The organism is Paenibacillus sp. VT-400, from assembly GCF_001029205.1.
Taxonomy (GTDB): domain Bacteria; phylum Bacillota; class Bacilli; order Paenibacillales; family Paenibacillaceae; genus Paenibacillus; species Paenibacillus amylolyticus.
On the sequence record NZ_LELF01000067.1, the window covers coordinates 1,971,405 to 1,988,468 of the forward strand.

The 17,064-nt window shown below is 45.6% G+C and carries 10 protein-coding genes; 8 read left to right on the forward strand and 2 right to left on the reverse strand.

Annotated features, from left to right (window positions below; genetic code table 11):
* Nucleotides 1–50: 50 nt before the first annotated feature.
* The 8 genes from EL84_RS19530 (at nt 51) to EL84_RS19565 (ending at nt 13,942) form a co-directional block, all read left to right on the forward strand.
* Entirely contained in the window at nt 51–2,390 is a 2,340-nt protein-coding gene (locus tag EL84_RS19530; protein ID WP_047842760.1) for a beta-galactosidase, read from the forward strand.
* A gap of 386 nt (nt 2,391–2,776) precedes the next feature.
* Nucleotides 2,777–3,709 carry a glycoside hydrolase family 5 protein gene (locus EL84_RS19535; protein WP_370739085.1) on the forward strand — a complete coding sequence of 311 codons (933 nt, stop codon included), beginning with the start codon at nt 2,777–2,779 and terminating at the stop codon, nt 3,707–3,709.
* A 179-nt stretch (nt 3,710–3,888) separates the two neighbouring features.
* Complete coding sequence (locus EL84_RS19540) at nt 3,889–5,958, forward strand: bifunctional rhamnulose-1-phosphate aldolase/short-chain dehydrogenase (protein ID WP_047842761.1); 2,070 nt, start codon at nt 3,889–3,891, stop codon at nt 5,956–5,958.
* Between the two features lie 19 nt (nt 5,959–5,977).
* Nucleotides 5,978–7,249, forward strand: a complete 1,272-nt coding sequence (gene rhaA, locus EL84_RS19545) for an L-rhamnose isomerase (RefSeq protein WP_047842762.1) — start codon at nt 5,978–5,980, stop codon at nt 7,247–7,249.
* A 157-nt stretch (nt 7,250–7,406) separates the two neighbouring features.
* Nucleotides 7,407–9,080 carry a ribonuclease J gene (locus EL84_RS19550; RefSeq protein ID WP_047842763.1) on the forward strand — a complete coding sequence of 558 codons (1,674 nt, stop codon included), beginning with the start codon at nt 7,407–7,409 and terminating at the stop codon, nt 9,078–9,080.
* A 246-nt stretch (nt 9,081–9,326) separates the two neighbouring features.
* The gene (locus EL84_RS19555) at nt 9,327–10,310 is read left to right on the forward strand and encodes a LacI family DNA-binding transcriptional regulator (RefSeq protein ID WP_047842764.1); all 984 of its coding nucleotides are present in this window, start codon (nt 9,327–9,329) and stop codon (nt 10,308–10,310) included.
* Between the two features lie 147 nt (nt 10,311–10,457).
* A complete protein-coding gene (locus tag EL84_RS19560; protein WP_047842765.1) occupies nt 10,458–11,933 on the forward strand; it encodes a glycoside hydrolase family 32 protein in 1,476 nt (491 codons plus the stop codon).
* A 26-nt stretch (nt 11,934–11,959) separates the two neighbouring features.
* On the forward strand, nt 11,960–13,942 hold the full coding sequence (locus tag EL84_RS19565) for a sucrose-specific PTS transporter subunit IIBC (protein WP_047842766.1): 1,983 nt from the start codon (nt 11,960–11,962) through the stop codon (nt 13,940–13,942).
* A 186-nt stretch (nt 13,943–14,128) separates the two neighbouring features.
* On the opposite strand, the gene EL84_RS19570 is transcribed toward EL84_RS19565, so the two are convergent.
* Both EL84_RS19570 and EL84_RS19575 read right to left on the reverse strand, forming a co-directional pair.
* On the reverse strand, nt 14,129–15,028 hold the full coding sequence (locus tag EL84_RS19570; RefSeq protein ID WP_047842767.1) for a manganese catalase family protein: 900 nt from the start codon (nt 15,026–15,028) through the stop codon (nt 14,129–14,131).
* A gap of 128 nt (nt 15,029–15,156) precedes the next feature.
* Nucleotides 15,157–16,884 carry a cellulase family glycosylhydrolase gene (locus EL84_RS19575; RefSeq protein ID WP_047842768.1) on the reverse strand — a complete coding sequence of 576 codons (1,728 nt, stop codon included), beginning with the start codon at nt 16,882–16,884 and terminating at the stop codon, nt 15,157–15,159.
* Between the last annotated feature and the right edge of the window lie 180 nt (nt 16,885–17,064).

Here is a 17,064-nt window from a genome sequence, read left to right on the forward strand (position 1 = left end):
TGATAATCGTTTCAACACATCCCATTTATATCGAAGGAGTTATATAATCCATGAATGATACTATAGCAGGTAGCCAGATTCGTTTCATATTGGATGCGGAAGATAAAGAGATTCGTACGGGTCGCATGACTGGCAGTGGCGGCGAAAGCCCACGAGGGGAATCGTATGATTTTACCAACTATTATATGACTCGTAATGCTAAACCCCATATTCCGGTGGTAGGTGAGTTTCATTTCTCCAGATTTGCTTACTTGCAGTGGGCAGAAGAATTATTGAAGATGAAGGCAGGCGGGGTGAGCATTGTCGCTTCCTATGTTTTCTGGAATTTTCACGAGGAGCAGGAAGGCGAATTTAATTGGTCAGGAAATCTGAATTTGCGGCACTTTGTGGATCTGTGTGGCAAACATGAGCTGCCTCTGATCGTACGAATTGGTCCATTCTGTCATGGGGAAGTGCGTAATGGTGGAATGCCGGATTGGTTATTCAGTTATCCATTCGAAGTCAGGTCGAACGATGAAGGATATCTGTATTACGCCAAGCGATTATACCGGGAGATTGCTCGTCAGCTCAACGGCTGCTTTTATCAGGAGGGTGGCCCTGTTATCGGGGTACAGTTGGAAAATGAGTATATGCACGCTGGCGCACCCATGGATGCATGGGGGTATACCCGCGAAAAATACATTACCTCCGGCCGGGATGGACGAGAACATCTGAAGATGCTTCGCCATATTGCCGAAGAAGTCGGTATGAAGCCGATGTTCTATACTGCCACGGCCTGGGGCAATGCTGCCGTGCCTGAAGAAGGAACGTTGCCGATGCTCGCGGGGTATGCGTACACACCATGGATTCCCAATCAGCCTCCAAGCCGGGAGTATTTGTTCCGGGATCTGCATATGAATCCTGTGGAAGAAGTGGATTATGACAGTCTGGAGTACCCCGCTGCGTACTGCGAGCTTGCTGGTGGCATGCAGGTCAGTTATCACGCTCGGCCGGTTGTTGATGCGGACAGTGTCGAGGCGATGACCATTGTGAAGCTGGCGAATGGCAGTAATCTAGTCGGATATTATATGTATCACGGGGGGACCAATCCGATAGGCAAAAATTCATATATGAACGAGCAGGCATTGCCGAAAATGACGTATGATTACCAATCGCCACTCGGGGAATTTGGACGTGTTGGTGAATCGTATGACCGCATTCGTACCTTGTCCATGTTCCTGGAAGCATACGGTGAGTTACTTGCACCAATGGGCTGTGTTGTACCGGATGGTCAACATGCGATAACACCGGAGAACACGATGGATATGCGTTGGTCTGTTCGCCAACAAGATGGCTCGGGATTCCTGTTCATGAATAATTATCAGGATCATGTGGCGATGCCTGATCGTGATATACAATTGGAGCTTCATACCAGCAAAGGGACTGTTTTATACCCAAGAGAAGGAACGATGCAGCTGAAATCCGGCATGGCAGCCATTCTGCCTTTCCATATGAATCTGAATGGAATGAAGATCATTAGTGCTACCGTTCAGCCACTGACCCGATTTATGGTAAATCAGGAGCTTACGGCTGTCTTTTATGCCCATGAAGGCATGATGCCTGAGTATGTTATTGATGCATCATCTGTTACAAATGTGGAGATGCCCGAAGGTACAATATCAGAGCAGGGGAATGAAGTTGTGATACATCCGATTGCCGGCAAGGACCATCATCTGGGGATTACAACATCGGACGGTACAGCCATACGTATCATTACATTAACCCGTGAAGAGGCATTACATGCCTACCGTTTCCGTGTGGGCGGAGAAGAAAGGCTTGTAATTAGCAGCAGTCATCTGTATGTACAGAATGAGATGCTCCTATGTACATCTGTGGAGCAACCAGAGATGGAAGTATCCTTTTATCCGGCTCCAGAGCATGTTTCAGCTTCGAAATATGCTGTGTCATCCCAGTCGAAGCAGGGAATATTCGGTACGTATACATTCCAAGTTCCGCCTTACGAGCCTGCTGTAGAGGTTGATTATCCGAAAGAGTATGTAGCAACACTGAGATTGGACACAGCGTGGCCGGAACAAGTAGATGACGTGTGGATTGAGATTGATTATGAAGGAGACGTTGCAACAGCACATATTCATCATCAGATGTTAACGGATCATATTCACTATGGACACAGCTGGATGCTTGGTTTGAAGCAATCCCGTCATTTGTTGGCTGATCACGCGCTTCGTCTGTCTATAACCCCAATTCGAAAAGGGACGACTGAGAGTTATGTGAATCAGGCTTATGTGGAGCGGTTTGAGGGCGTGGAGATTGGAAAGTTTAATGAAATTCGGGTGAGACCACAGTATCGGGTTGGTTTGGTATTGGCGGGTTTTAGGGAAGACGCTTAGTCAAATCAGGAGTTAAACAAGAGTTAACTTTCGTTAATAATACAGAGGGTTCTTTCTCCGAACGATTGTGAGGGGAAAGAGCCTTTTTTGCTGTGTTATTTAAAACAAAATGATTCCTAATCATGGAAAAAGATCTTGACTGGTAAGCGTTTTCAATTTATTATAACTTCATAACCTTAACGATAAAGTTTATTTAAACTAAATAATGTAACTATAGTAAAGTTACTGGTTGTTTATTTACTAACCAAAAAACTTCTATTACCAACGATTTTAGTTAACTTCTTGCCTAGAGCAGGGTTAATTGAAATAAAAAAACAAATACAGGAGGTTCCAAACAAATGGTTAATCTGAAAAAGTGTACAATCTTCACGGTTATTGCTGCTCTCATGTTCATGGTATTAGGGAGTGCAGCACCCAAAGCATCTGCTGCTACAGGATTTTATGTAAGCGGTAACAAGTTATACGATTCCACAGGCAAGGCTTTTGTCATGAGAGGTGTTAATCACGGACATTCCTGGTTCAAAAATGATTTGAATACCGCTATCCCTGCAATCGCCAAAACAGGTGCCAATACGGTACGCATTGTTCTTTCGAATGGTAGCCTGTACACCAAAGATGATCTGAACGCTGTTAAAAATATTATTAATGTGGTTAACCAAAATAAAATGATAGCTGTACTCGAGGTGCATGACGCCACAGGGAAAGATGACTATAATTCGTTGGATGCGGCAGTGAACTACTGGATTAGCATTAAGGAAGCTTTGATTGGCAAAGAAGATCGGGTCATCGTCAATATCGCCAATGAATGGTATGGAACGTGGAATGGAAGTGCGTGGGCTGATGGTTACAAAAAAGCCATTCCGAAACTCCGAAATGCGGGAATTAAAAATACGCTAATTGTGGATGCAGCCGGATGGGGACAGTTCCCTCAATCCATCGTTGATTATGGACAAAGTGTATTTGCAGCCGATTCTCAGAAAAATACCGTCTTCTCCATTCATATGTATGAGTATGCTGGCAAAGATGCTGCAACGGTCAAAGCCAATATGGAGAATGTGCTGAACAAAGGATTGGCTCTGATCATTGGTGAATTCGGGGGATATCACACAAACGGTGATGTGGACGAGTATGCCATCATGAGATATGGTCAGGAAAAAGGGGTAGGCTGGCTTGCCTGGTCTTGGTACGGAAACAGCTCCGGTCTGAACTATCTGGACATGGCCACAGGTCCGAACGGAAGCTTAACGAGCTTTGGCAACACCGTAGTTAATGATACCTATGGTATTAAAAACACTTCTCAAAAAGCGGGGATTTTCTAATCCGCCGTTGAAACAGGAACACTCTGACGGTTACGTCAGGGTGTTTTTTTAATAAAATAGTTCAATCTATAATGACTTTTGAATATTTCCGTTTGGTTTTAAAATATTTTGTTTTCAAAATAAAACAAAGATGTTAAACTCGGATTAGGAATAAAACAAACATTATCGGAGGGAAACAAATGGTACAGAGTTTATGGAATGCATCGCAGGCATCTGAGAAAACAACAGGACTTGAGCAGTTGGTTTACCGATCCAATCTGATTGGAACTGATCGCAGTGTATGTAACATCTACGGTGGCAATACATCTACCAAAACGACAGTGAAGGATTTTCGTGGTCGTGATGTAGAAGTAATGTATGTGAAGGGAAGCGGCTCTGATCTGGGTTCCATGGAAGCGAAACATTTTACCGGACTTGGGCTCGAAGACATTCGACCATTAATTGAACGTGAATCCATGTCGGATGAAGAGATGGTTGAATATCTGGGACATTGCATGATTGATGCCAAGCACCCACGTGCCTCTATCGAGACTCTGCTGCATGCGTTCCTTCCATATAAACATGTGGATCATACGCACCCGGATGCCATTATCAGCTTGTGCTGTGCGCATAACGGCAAGGAATTGGCGAGAGAGATCTACGGTGATCGATTTGTATGGGTGCCTTATGTACGTCCAGGATTTACGTTATCTAAAATGATTGCTGAAAGCGTATTCTCGAATCCCAATGCCGAACTCGTACTAATGGAAAAACACGGACTTGTCACTTGGGGAGAAACATCCGAGGAATGTTACGCTCAAACGATCAAGATTATCAATGAAGCGGAAGCATTCATCGAAGCACGGGTGAACGAAGAAAGTTTGTTTGGTGGTGTGAAACACCTGGCACTCGCCGCTGATGTTCGTCGTCAGATCGTATCTCGTGTAATGCCAACGATTCGTGGAGCGGTATCGGATAGCAAAAAAATGATCTTGTCCTTTGATGATCAAGAGGACGTACTTGCTTTTGTGGGCGGAGCAGATTCCCCGGAATTGTCTCAGGTGGGTGCAGCTTGCCCGGATCATCTGGTACATACCAAAGTGGTACCTTTGTTCATCGATTGGACACCGGATGCGGAAGATATTGAAGGTTTAAAAGCCAAGTTGGTAGAAGGTGTGGCTGCCTACAAAGAGCAGTATCAACAGTATTTTGAGAGCAACAAAAACGAAGGTGATGTCATGTTCGAAGCGGCACCACGCGTTATCCTCATTCCAGGTGTGGGCATGATCAATACTGGCAAGAGCTGGGCGCTTTCCCAAGTAAGCGGAGCGTTGTATCACAGAGCGATTGCCGTTATGCGTGGGGCTACTAGCTTGGGCCAATTCGTATCACTTAGTGCAAACGAGTCTTACAATGTGGAGTACTGGCCGCTGGAATTGTACAAATTGTCTTTGGCTCCAGCAGAAACCGAATTCTCCCGTAAAGTGGCGTTTATTACAGGCGGCGCAGGCGGGATCGGAAGTGAAACAGCACGCAGATTGGTATCTGAAGGCGCACATGTGGTGCTTGCTGATCTCAACCTGGAGGGCGCACAGAAGGTAGCACAGGAAATCAATGATCAGTACGGTGAGAATCGTGCTTATGCGCTGAAAATGGACGTCACCGATGAGGAAGCCGTTCAATCTGCTTATGCTGATGTTGCGGTGCAGTATGGCGGAGTGGATATCATCGTGAACAATGCCGGATTGGCGACATCCAGCCCATTTGACGAAACGTCCCTGAAAGAATGGAACCTGAATATGAATGTTCTGGGTACAGGGTATTTCCTCGTGGCTCGTGAAGCGTTCAAGCTGATGAAACAGCAGGGTATTGGGGGAAGCATGGTATTTATCGGGTCCAAGAACTCGGTGTATGCAGGTAAGAGTGCTTCTGCTTACAGTTCAGCGAAAGCGCTGGAAGCGCATCTGGCACGTTGTATTGCAGCAGAAGGTGGAGAGTATGGCATTCGTGTCAACACGATTCTTCCAGATGCCATTCTACAGGGTTCAGCGATCTGGAACGGTTCCTGGAGAAACGAACGTGCAGCGGCATATGGAATTGAACCGGATCAATTGGAAGAGTATTATCGTAAACGGACGACTTTGCTCGTGAATATCTATCCAAGAGATATTGCGGAAGGAATTGCATTCTTTGCTTCTTCGAAATCCGAAAAAACAACCGGTTGTATGATGACCATTGATGGCGGTGTACCGGCAGCATTTACACGTTAAAATAGGAGGGTTTTTGCGGATGGATAACCAAGTCAAGCAAGCGTATGAAGCAGCCAAGGCATTGTATGCCCAGCACGGAATTGATACGGACGAGGTACTGAACAAACTCGCGGAGATCAAAGTATCCGTACACTGCTGGCAAGGCGACGATGTCAAAGGTTTTCTGAACAAAGATGGAGAGCTAACAGGTGGCATTTCCGTTACAGGTCAGTATCTGGGGGCTGCGACAACCCCTGCAGAACTTCGTAACGATCTGGAGCAAGCTTTTGCTCTGATTCCTGGCAAACATAAGGTCAATCTACACGCGATCTACACGGATACAGACGAGCAGGTTGAACTGGATCAGATTGAGCCAAAGCATTATGAGAACTGGGTGAAATGGGCCAAAGAACAAGGACTTGGTCTGGATTTCAACCCAACATGTTTTTCCCATGAAAAATCAAGTGACGGGTTCACGCTCAGTCATCCAGACCCTGAAATTCGCAAGTTCTGGATTGATCACTGCAAGGCGTCCCGCCGGATTGGTGCTTATTTCGGGGAACAGCTTGGTCAGACTTGTGTAACCAATGTATGGGTACCGGACGGATTCAAGGATAATCCGGTTGATCGGTTGACACCACGCAAACGTCTCAAAGAATCGCTGGATGAAGTATTCGGCGAACCACTTAACCCGAAGCACAACCTGGACGCGGTAGAGAGTAAGCTGTTTGGTCTCGGTTCGGAAGCATATGTGGTGGGTTCTCATGAATTCTATATGGGTTACGGTTTGCAAAATGATACGTTAATCTGCCTGGATGCGGGTCATTTCCATCCAACAGAGGTTATTTCTAATAAACTGTCGTCCTTGTCTTTGTTTACAAGTGGCATTCTGCTTCACGTAAGCCGCCCGATGCGTTGGGATAGTGACCATGTGGTAATCATGGACGATGAGTTGCTGGAAATTGCCCGTGAACTGGTTCGACATGATCTGCTTGCGACCACACATATTGGACTGGATTTCTTTGATGCAAGCATTAACCGTGTAGCTGCATGGGTTGTGGGGACTCGCAACACCATCAAAGCTCTTCTGCGTGCGATGCTCGAACCAATGGATGCCTTGAAACAAGCCGAATTGGAAGGGGATTACACGTTGCGTCTTGCCTTAACGGAAGAGTTCAAATCCTATCCGTTTGGCGCGATCTGGGACTACTATTGTGCTCAGCAAGGCGTTCCAGTTCGTGAAAAGTGGATCACCGATATCAAAACCTATGAACAAGACGTATTACTACAGCGTGATAAATCATTGGTGTAACCGCATTTATTTTACGTATAAACCACTATGGAATGAAAATTCCATGGTGGTTTTTTGGCATAATCACGCTGAAATGCATAACTGAGGCGATTGCTTCCATACTAGGAATATAGATCCGTATCGTATACGATTGCCACGCAGAGGAGGAATAACAGAGTTGAATCTAGCCCACAACAAACTTTATATCGCTGCACTTGGCGGCGTGAATGAAATAGGAAAGAATATGTATTTTATCCAGTACCATCAGGACATCATCGTGATTGACTGTGGTTCGAAGTTTCCCGATGAGACATTGCCTGGTATTGATCTGATCATTCCGGATGTAACGTATCTGCTGGAGAACCTGGATAAAGTAAGGGGTCTTGTGGTTACTCACGGACATGAAGATCACATTGGTGGCATTCCCTATTTGTTGAAACAAATGAACATCCCGGTGTATGCATCCAGGCTCACTCGTGGGCTGATCGAACTTAAACTGAAAGAGCATGGGCTGATGCGCAAGGCCGACTTGCATACGATCGATGCTCATTCCAGCATTACGCTGGGAGGGATCGAGGTTTCCTTTTTTGCAACCAGTCATAGTATACCGGATTGTCTTGGTATCTTTTTTCAGACCCCAGCAGGCAATGTTGTGCATACCGGAGATTTCAAGTTTGATATGTCGCCTGTACATGGACCTTTCCCTGATCTGCACCGTATGGCCGAGATTGGCAAACAGGGTGTCCATATTTTGCTCTCCGAGAGTACCAATGCAGAAAGACCCGGATTTACACCTTCCGAGCGTGTTGTGGGAGACCACATTCTGGATGCCTTTATCCGTGCAAAACAAAAAGTATTCATCTCGACCTTTGCGTCGAATGTCAGCAGGGTACAGCAGATTGTGAATGCAGCATTCGAGACGGGCCGCAAACTGGCACTGTTGGGCAGAAGTATGGTGAATGTGGTATCGGTGGCCAGTGAATTGGGGTATTTGCAAGTTCCTGACGGATTGCTGATTGAAGCTATCGATTCGGATCAGTTTCCACCTGAACAAGTTGTTGTATTATGCACCGGTAGCCAGGGTGAAGCGATGGCAGCATTGTCACGTTTGGCATCCGGTAAACATCCTCACGTAAGAATTAACGCCGGGGACACGGTCATTATTGCTGCCGGAGCCATTCCGGGCAATGAACGAAATCTTGCACATGTAATTGATAACCTGTATGTTCTCGGAGCACGTGTGATATATGGTTCAAGTGGTGCTGCTGGGATGCATGTGTCCGGACACGGCAGTCAGGAAGAACTCAAATTGATGCTTACCCTGATGAAACCGGATTATCTGATTCCGATCCACGGTGAGTTTCGCATGTTGTATCAACACAGACTGCTTGCTGAATCCGTAGGTATAGAGCGTGATCATGTGTTTATAGTGAATAATGGGGATATGGTCCAGTACAAAGACGGCATTGCTTCGCTGGGTCCCAAAATTGCATCGGGAAATAGTCTCGTAGACGGTCTGATCATGGGTGATGTCGGCAATATTGTACTGCGTGATCGCAGGCAACTATCCTCCGATGGCATGCTGGTGATTGTGACTACACTGAGCAAAACGGAAAAACAGATGGTCACGTCACCCGAAATTATCTCCCGAGGGTTTGTATTTGTTAAGGATTCGGAAGAATTCATGCATGAGATCCATGAGCTGGTTCTAAACCGGATGGATGAGTTGACCGGGGCTGGGGTGAATCAGTGGAATGTGATCAAAAGAAAGCTGAAAGATGAGATTGGTCACTATATTTACGCTCAAACGAAGCGAAGACCTATGATCTTGCCAATTATTATTGAGGTCTGAGTCAGCAGGGATAGGGATTATCCTTGCCCTAATGATCTGTGCAAATGTCTATATGGAAGTTTAACAGCCTGATGAATGTCGGATCATACTTCGGTATGAACGTCACATTGCCATCGGGCTTTTGTTGTTTATTCGGAGTTGTACAACGTGATGTGTATTAAATGGAGTTGAATCAAATTCGCCATGGATTTGCGATTCGAAGTATAATAAAAGGTAAACTAGCTAATAGAAATAAGAGGAGTCTTTATGAATAAAACGATTTCTGATATCGCTCAGATGGCAGGTGTGGCAAAAAGCACGGTCTCTCGCTTCCTGAATGGCGGATCCGTTAGTGAGGATACACGCCAGAAGATTGAGCGTATTATCAAACAATACAACTATGTTCCCAATACATTTGCACAGAGTCTGAAGGCTAAGAAGACCAGTATCATAGGTACGGTTGTGCCACGTCTTGATTCGTTTGCAACATCACAGACATTGATCGGAATTGATGAAGAACTGCGGAGTAATCAGTATCAGATGCTTATCGCAAATACGAGTCAGGACATGCAACGGGAGATTGATGCCATCTATGATTTTGCACGACAGAAGGTATCGGGTATTATTCTACTGGCTGCTGAAGTGACCGAAGCACATCTGAAGGCCGTTGAGGATATACGGATTCCGGTGTTATTGGTAGGGCAGCAGCATGAGCAACTGCACAGTCTGGTTCACAATGATGATCAGGCAGGTTATGAGATGGGCAGATATGTCGTCGAACAGGGTCACCGCAAGATCGTATATATGGGGGTTAGCGAGAAGGATCGGGCGGTAGGAATCTATCGTAAACAAGGGTTCCAGCGAGCAATCGCCGAGTGTGGTGGATGTGAAGTGAAGTATTATGAGACAAGCTTTAAGATGTCTGAAGCCATCGTTACCGCTGAAGCCATACTGAAAGAGACCACACCAACGATCATCGTGGGGGCCACGGATAATATCGCACTGGGTGTGATGAAGATTGCATTCTCCAATAAAATCCGCATACCGCAAGATTTGTCTGTTACGGGATTTGGCGGATATGATATTACGGAGATGATTCATCCCACGCTGACGACGGTGAAATACCATTATTTACAGGCAGGGAAAGTAGCGGCGAATCACATTATTCGAATGGTCAAAGGCGAGTCGGTGGAGGAACGAACAACACTGGACGTAGAACTAATTCCTCGAGAAAGCGTTGACAAATTATAAAAACATCCTTTATGATAATTCCATCGAACCGGTTCCATTATGAATATCCAATACGGATATGCGAATACGGGCAGGCATTAGTGCCATATGGAATTATTTTTTTGCGTCGAATGGAACCGGTTCCTATATTTTGAATGGAGAACAGCTATGAAAATGACTAGAGAGCAACGCTACAGACGAATTGAGCAAGCAGAGCATGGAGAGATTGCGAAGCTTGAAGCACAGATATCCGTATGTCCTTGGAGACAAAGTTATCACATTCAGCCGATAACAGGTCTACTTAATGATCCTAACGGCTTTGCATATTATCAAGGCTATTATCATCTGTTCTATCAGTGGTTTCCACTTGGGACAGAACATGGCATGAAATACTGGTATCATACCCGCTCGAAGAATCTGGTGAACTGGGAAAATGTCGGGATTGGAATCGAACCGGGTGGCAGGTATGACTCACACGGAGCTTATTCCGGTAGCGCAATTGAAAAAGACGGCAAGCTGCACTTGCTATACACGGGCAATACCAGAGATGAGGATTGGGTCAGACATCCGTATCAATGCTTGGCAGTTATGGATGAAAGCGGTTCAGTAACCAAACTGAATGATCCCGTGATCTCGTCTGTGCCAGCCGGATACACGGAACACTTCAGAGATCCCAAGGTGTGGAAACAAGGAGACACGTATTATTGTGTAATTGGTGCGCAGAGAACAGATGAGACGGGATGTACAGTGCTGTATCGCTCCATTGATCTGAACAACTGGGAGTTTCTTGGTGAAATTCGCACGCAGTTAACCTCCTTTGGTTACATGTGGGAATGCCCGGATTATATGGAGATAGACGGGAAAGGTGTACTTGTCTTTTCCCCACAAGGCTTAGACGCTGCGGGAGATCATTATCAGAATATTTTTCAGTCCGGTTATCTGATCGGTGAGCCGCTCAATCTCCAGTCGAGAGAGTTCAATCATGGTGAATTTCAGGAGTTGGATCGTGGATTCGACTACTATGCTCCGCAGACGATGCAGGCTCCGGATGGAAGACGTATTCTGGTTGGATGGATGGGACTTCCCGATCTGGAATATCCAACAGACGATAGTGGCTGGGCTCATTGCCTGACTATTCCTCGGCAATTGTCACTGAGAGACGGCAAGTTAATTCAACAACCGGTTGCAGAGACGGTCCAATTACGTCAGCAGGATAAAGGTACACATATTCGCGCAACAATTGACAATGAGAGTCGATCTTTCACTGGTTTTAATGGGATTGCCTATGAACTGATATGTGAGATAGGCCATATAGAAGCAGAGGTTGTAGGCATCGAATTCCGGGCAAATGGAACTGAAAAAACGGTTCTTCTGTATGATCGGATTCAGCAGAAAGTTGTCTTGGATCGGACCATGTCTGGTACCGAGCTGGCAGAGCAGAATGGCGTTGTACGGCAGTGCACACTTACTGCGGAAGTGATTAAGTTCCATCTGTTCGTAGATTCGTCCTCGGTCGAGATCTTTGTGAACGATGGGGAAGAGGTCTTTACCAGCCGCATTTTCCCAAGCCGGGACAGCGTGGACATTCGTTTCTTTGCACGCGGAGGCAAAGCTGATTTTGAAGCAACTCAATGGAATTATTAAGTATTACGTGAGAGGAATGAGATAACATGTCGGAGAATCAACGGATTGCCCAAGAAGTCATTCATGCCATCGGGGGCAAAGAGAATATCGCATCATTTGCACATTGTGCAACTCGTCTTCGCATCATGGTGAAAGATAAAGAAAAGATTGATCAGAAAACGGTCGAGAATATTGAGAAGGTGAAAGGCGCCTTTTTCAACTCAGGTCAATATCAGATTATCTTTGGTACGGGAACAGTGAATCGAATCTTTGAAGAGGTTGAGAAGCTGGGCATCGAAGGAACGTCCAAGGAAGATGTGAAGAGTCAGGGGAAAAAAGAAGGAAATGCTTTTCAACGGGCTATCCGCACGTTTGGTGACGTATTTGTACCCATCATTCCCGTACTGGTAGCTACAGGACTGTTCATGGGATTGCGCGGATTACTTACCCAGAATGAAATTCTGGCGTTATTCGGTGCAACACCGGATGATATCTCGGCCAATTTCCTGTTGTTCACTCAAATCCTGACGGATACCGCATTTGCATTTCTACCTGCACTTGTAGCGTGGTCCGCATTCCGCGTATTTGGCGGAAGTCCAGTACTTGGTATCGTACTGGGGCTAATGCTGGTCAATCCCGCATTACCCAATGCTTACGCGGTGGCAGATGGATCAGCACAGCCGCTGCATATGTTCGGTTTTATACCTGTCGTGGGTTATCAAGGATCGGTTCTGCCAGCGTTCTTTGTAGGTTTGATTGGAGCCAAGTTTGAGAAGGTACTAAGAAGACGGGTGCCTGAGGCACTGGATTTAATTCTGACTCCTTTTATTACGTTAACGGTTATGATCACACTTGGACTATTCGCGATTGGTCCCGTATTCCATTCCCTAGAAGAGTGGGTGCTGCATGGAACAACTGCCGTATTGGATCTTCCGTTTGGCATCGCAGGTATTATCATTGGATTCTTCCATCAGATTATTGTTGTTACCGGTGTACATCACATCTTTAATTTCCTGGAGATTCAGCTACTGGAGAAAACGGGATTCAATCCGTTCAACGCCATCATTACCTGTGCCATGGCAGCACAAGGAGCGGCTTGTCTCGCAGTCGGTCTGAAGACCAAAAATATGAAACTCAAAGCACTCGCATTACCTTCTTCCTTGTCCGCATTTCTGGGCATTACGGAGCCAGCGATCTTCGGAGTTAACTTGCGTTATATGAAACCATTTATTATGGGACTTGTTGGTGGTGGTGTAGGTGGTTTCATCGCTTCCTTGTTCCATCTGCAGGGTACAGGCATGGCTGTAACGGTTATTCCTGGTACACTGCTCTATCTGAACAGCCAACTGCCGTTGTATATCTTGTCCAACGTAGTTGCCATGGCGATTGCATTTGCACTTACCTGGTTCTTCGGATATAAGGATCAACCGGTCGCAGAAGAATCGGTGAGCCATGAGAACAGTGGAGTAACATCAACTGAAGTTAAAGCAGAGGACTCTAATCCGCGTATTAATTCAGTTACCGATGCCGTTACAAGCAATCGTCCTAAGGTAGATTTTCTCGAAATCGCTTCGCCAATGAACGGTACCGTCGTTGCTCTGGAGCAGGTTCCTGACCCGGCGTTCTCGGAAAAACACATGGGTGAGGGCATTGCCATTGAGCCATCAGAAGGAAAAGTGTATGCACCGTTTGATGGTTTCATCGCACATGTCATGAACAAGAGTAAACATGCGGTGATTCTGGAGCATGAGACGGGTGTACAGATGCTGGTTCATATCGGAATTAATACGGTTGGACTAAAAGGGAACGGTTTTACCGCGCATGTGAATAGCGGAGATCGTGTAACTGCAGGTCAATTGTTGATTGAATTTGACATGGATGTCATTCAGTCTGCGGGTCTGCCTTTGATTACACCTGTGTTGGTCCCAAGTGGAAACGAAACGATAGCAACTGTTACAGCAACCTCAACAGGTCATGTTCAAGCCAATGGGGAAGCGGTGCTGGTAGTGAAATTTACTGAGCCACAATAGTGGCACGTTATAAGGGGAATGGGAGAGATGTATCTCTCCCATTCCCCTTTTTTGTGTACAATCGTATGAAATTAAAGAAACGGATCATCAATATTCTAATTAAACAAAGTGTTCTAGCACACAAGGTAACACCAGTGTACGATTATCCAATCGACGCCCTATGAAAAGCAAACGTTAATCGTGATCCTACAGGCCAGCGTGACGCTTCAGTCGCTCTGCAATCTGCATTAGATCTTCCGCGGATATCCCTGGCGCAAATTCTTCCGGCAGATCAGGTAGCTCAGGTACTGGCCCTCCATACCCCGGTAAGCCTGCAAAAGCCTCCAGTTTACCCCCATCGGTTGGGTGCGTCCCTTTCCAGATCTGAGCAATCCCCTGATAATCTTTGTCACTAAACGTGTACAGCCTGCGATGTTCTCCCTTCGCTTCCCACTTACGTGTCGTTTCAAAAGCTTTATTATCCAGTCGCGGAATAGGGAACATCTTCGTTACATCAACTCCCGTTGCAATTTCCAGTGCCTTGGCATACGCAAGAACATGCACACCGCCGCGAACAAGCAGATAACCTGTCATTTCTCGGGCTGTTTTGTTGTCCGTCATTTCGTAGACTCTCATTTTGTGGGTCCTGGCTCCGCATTCAAGAAAGAAATTATGCAACAGGTCAAAGATCAGATTGCCACTGCTCACGACATATGAACCATTCCAGGGTCTTCCCATGGAGTCATACGGGAGCGCTGTCTGAGCCGATTCGATGAAATGTGAAGTCATCCGTGCGTCTTTGCCTAAACGTAGCGGGGTAGAGTCCGGGGCGCCTGGTGAAGTGGAACCTTCAAGCATCAGGTTAATCGTATTGGCGACAAGTTCGACATGGCCGAATTCCTCCGCGGTAATACTTGCAACAATGTCATAAAAAGGACGCAGCTTGGATCTGCCTCTGAAATTAAATGACTGAAACATATAGTTATTTAATGTTGACATCTCCCCGAACTTTCCACCAAGCAACTCCTGAACTGCACTAGCTCCATTAGGATCCGGATTATTGGATATGGGTAGTTCGATGGCAAGACGGTCTACACGTTTAAACATGACATTTCCCCCTCAGTCCTAGTTACTGTAAAAGTATGAAGGGTTACTTGTACGTTATTCGGTCGTTGGTGAAACAAAAAAACGTTCTGCCAGAGCTTAAAGCTCTGAACAGAACGTTAGATGAGTTCTTATTTGGAAGTTACGCCAACAACGCTTGTTCCATTTTTCGTGATTTTGTACGTCAGCACATCTCCGTTCCAGAAATGGAACTTAAGCGTGACTTCGCCATCATTCGTTTCATTGAAGAAGTTAGGTTTCAGCTCAATCACATTACGTTCGTAATCTGGGCTAAATGTGTAGGAGAATTCTTTGAATGAAGTCCAGTTCTGTGGACCAGCGTTCTCTCCGTTTGCATATGTTGCTTCCATTGTTGCCAGTTGGTTCCCGTTAAACGTAGTCGGAATGACAAATGCACTGGTTGTACCTGTTGCATCGTTCAACTTAGGTGTGTCATATTTAATGATATTGAAGTTCCAGTCAGCACCTTCATTGAATCCAGCCGTGAGTGTGGCATTTACGCCCAAATCACCAGAGGTTGTCAATTTGGTTAACAGATTGGATTTTAACGTAAGTACATCTTTTTTGATCGTATAGTCTTTACCTCTGACAAGAGGGGTAGTGCCATTTTTCAACGAATTGAATTTGTTCCCATTCAGATTGAGTTTTACCTTCTTATCTTGAATGGCTTCATTTTGTTTAAGATATACGAGATCCGTTTCGGCTGTGGATGAGCGACCTGTCCAGCTGGCTTTCATGGTATCAAATAATTCCTGATCAGACCAAGTAAAGCTTGTGCGACCGAAGTGTTGACCGTTATCCCACAACATCGTTGTCATCTGTTTTTGACGCAGATATTGTCCAACAAATTCGAAGAATTTCAGTTTTTCGCCTTGCTCAATGACACCTGTGTGTTGATCAAAACCAAGCAAGCCATACTCACCGACGATAACCGGAATGCCTTTCGCTGTAAAAGCATTGTATACCCGATCAAATGTGTCGGTAACGTCCTTCTGTACTTCCTCGTTATACTTGGTGTAACCTGCGATGTTCACACTGAATGGCCAGAACCCGTAGTAGTGAACGGTTGCAATAATATTGGTGTCATTCAATTTCTGAATGGTCTTATTCAGTTCATCCAGATCAGGTTGAGCGGAAGAGGTATGCATCGTTGGAAGCACAAGTGGACGTGTCTCGTTGTTTCCACCCGAAGTTCTTACGATCTTGTGAAAAGAAGTATTCAATTCGTCCAGCATGCGATATCCAATCGCTGCATCTGTTGTGCCGCCTTCAGAGAAACGTGGTTCGTTAACACTTTCGAACATGAGTTTATCGGATGCATCTTTGAATTTGTCCGCAATCTGAGTCCAAGCAGAGTTATAACGTGCAAGCACGTTGTCATGGTCTTTCTCCATGTAACTGATCCAGCGCCAGGAATCATGGTGAAGATTGATCATGACGTAGAGATCCGCATCAAGGGCCCAGTTTACCACTTCTTGAACCCGATTCATGTAAGCGGAATCAATTGTGTAGTCGGGTGCGTCACCGATATGGGCTTCCCAGGTTACAGGAATACGGATACTGTTGTAGCCCTCATCTGCGATCGACTGAATTAGTTCCTTCGTAATGCGCGGGTTGCCCCAGGCAGTTTCATCTTCACCAACGGCGTCCAGAGAGTTACCCAGATTCCAGCCAGGCTCCATGGCGTTTACATAGGTCTGCATTTTGCTTGGAGCGGGTGATGCATTGGCCTGTTCGCTGTTGTCAGTTGCAGCTGAAGCCATAGCCGAGGAGAATAGAGATAGAATCATGGCAGTCACAAGCGTAAGAGAAAGGACTGATTTGCGGTTTTTTTTCATTAATATAGTCTCCTTCGAATAGAGAATGGTTAAACGTGAATAGCGGTTAAGCAGGGTGGAAATAGAGCTCAACGCAAACAAAAATTCACTTGTTTAATACTAGAATCACCACCGATTTATGTACTGAAAGCGTTTTCGTAATTTACTATATCATGATTTGATATTGGACAATACCTTCAC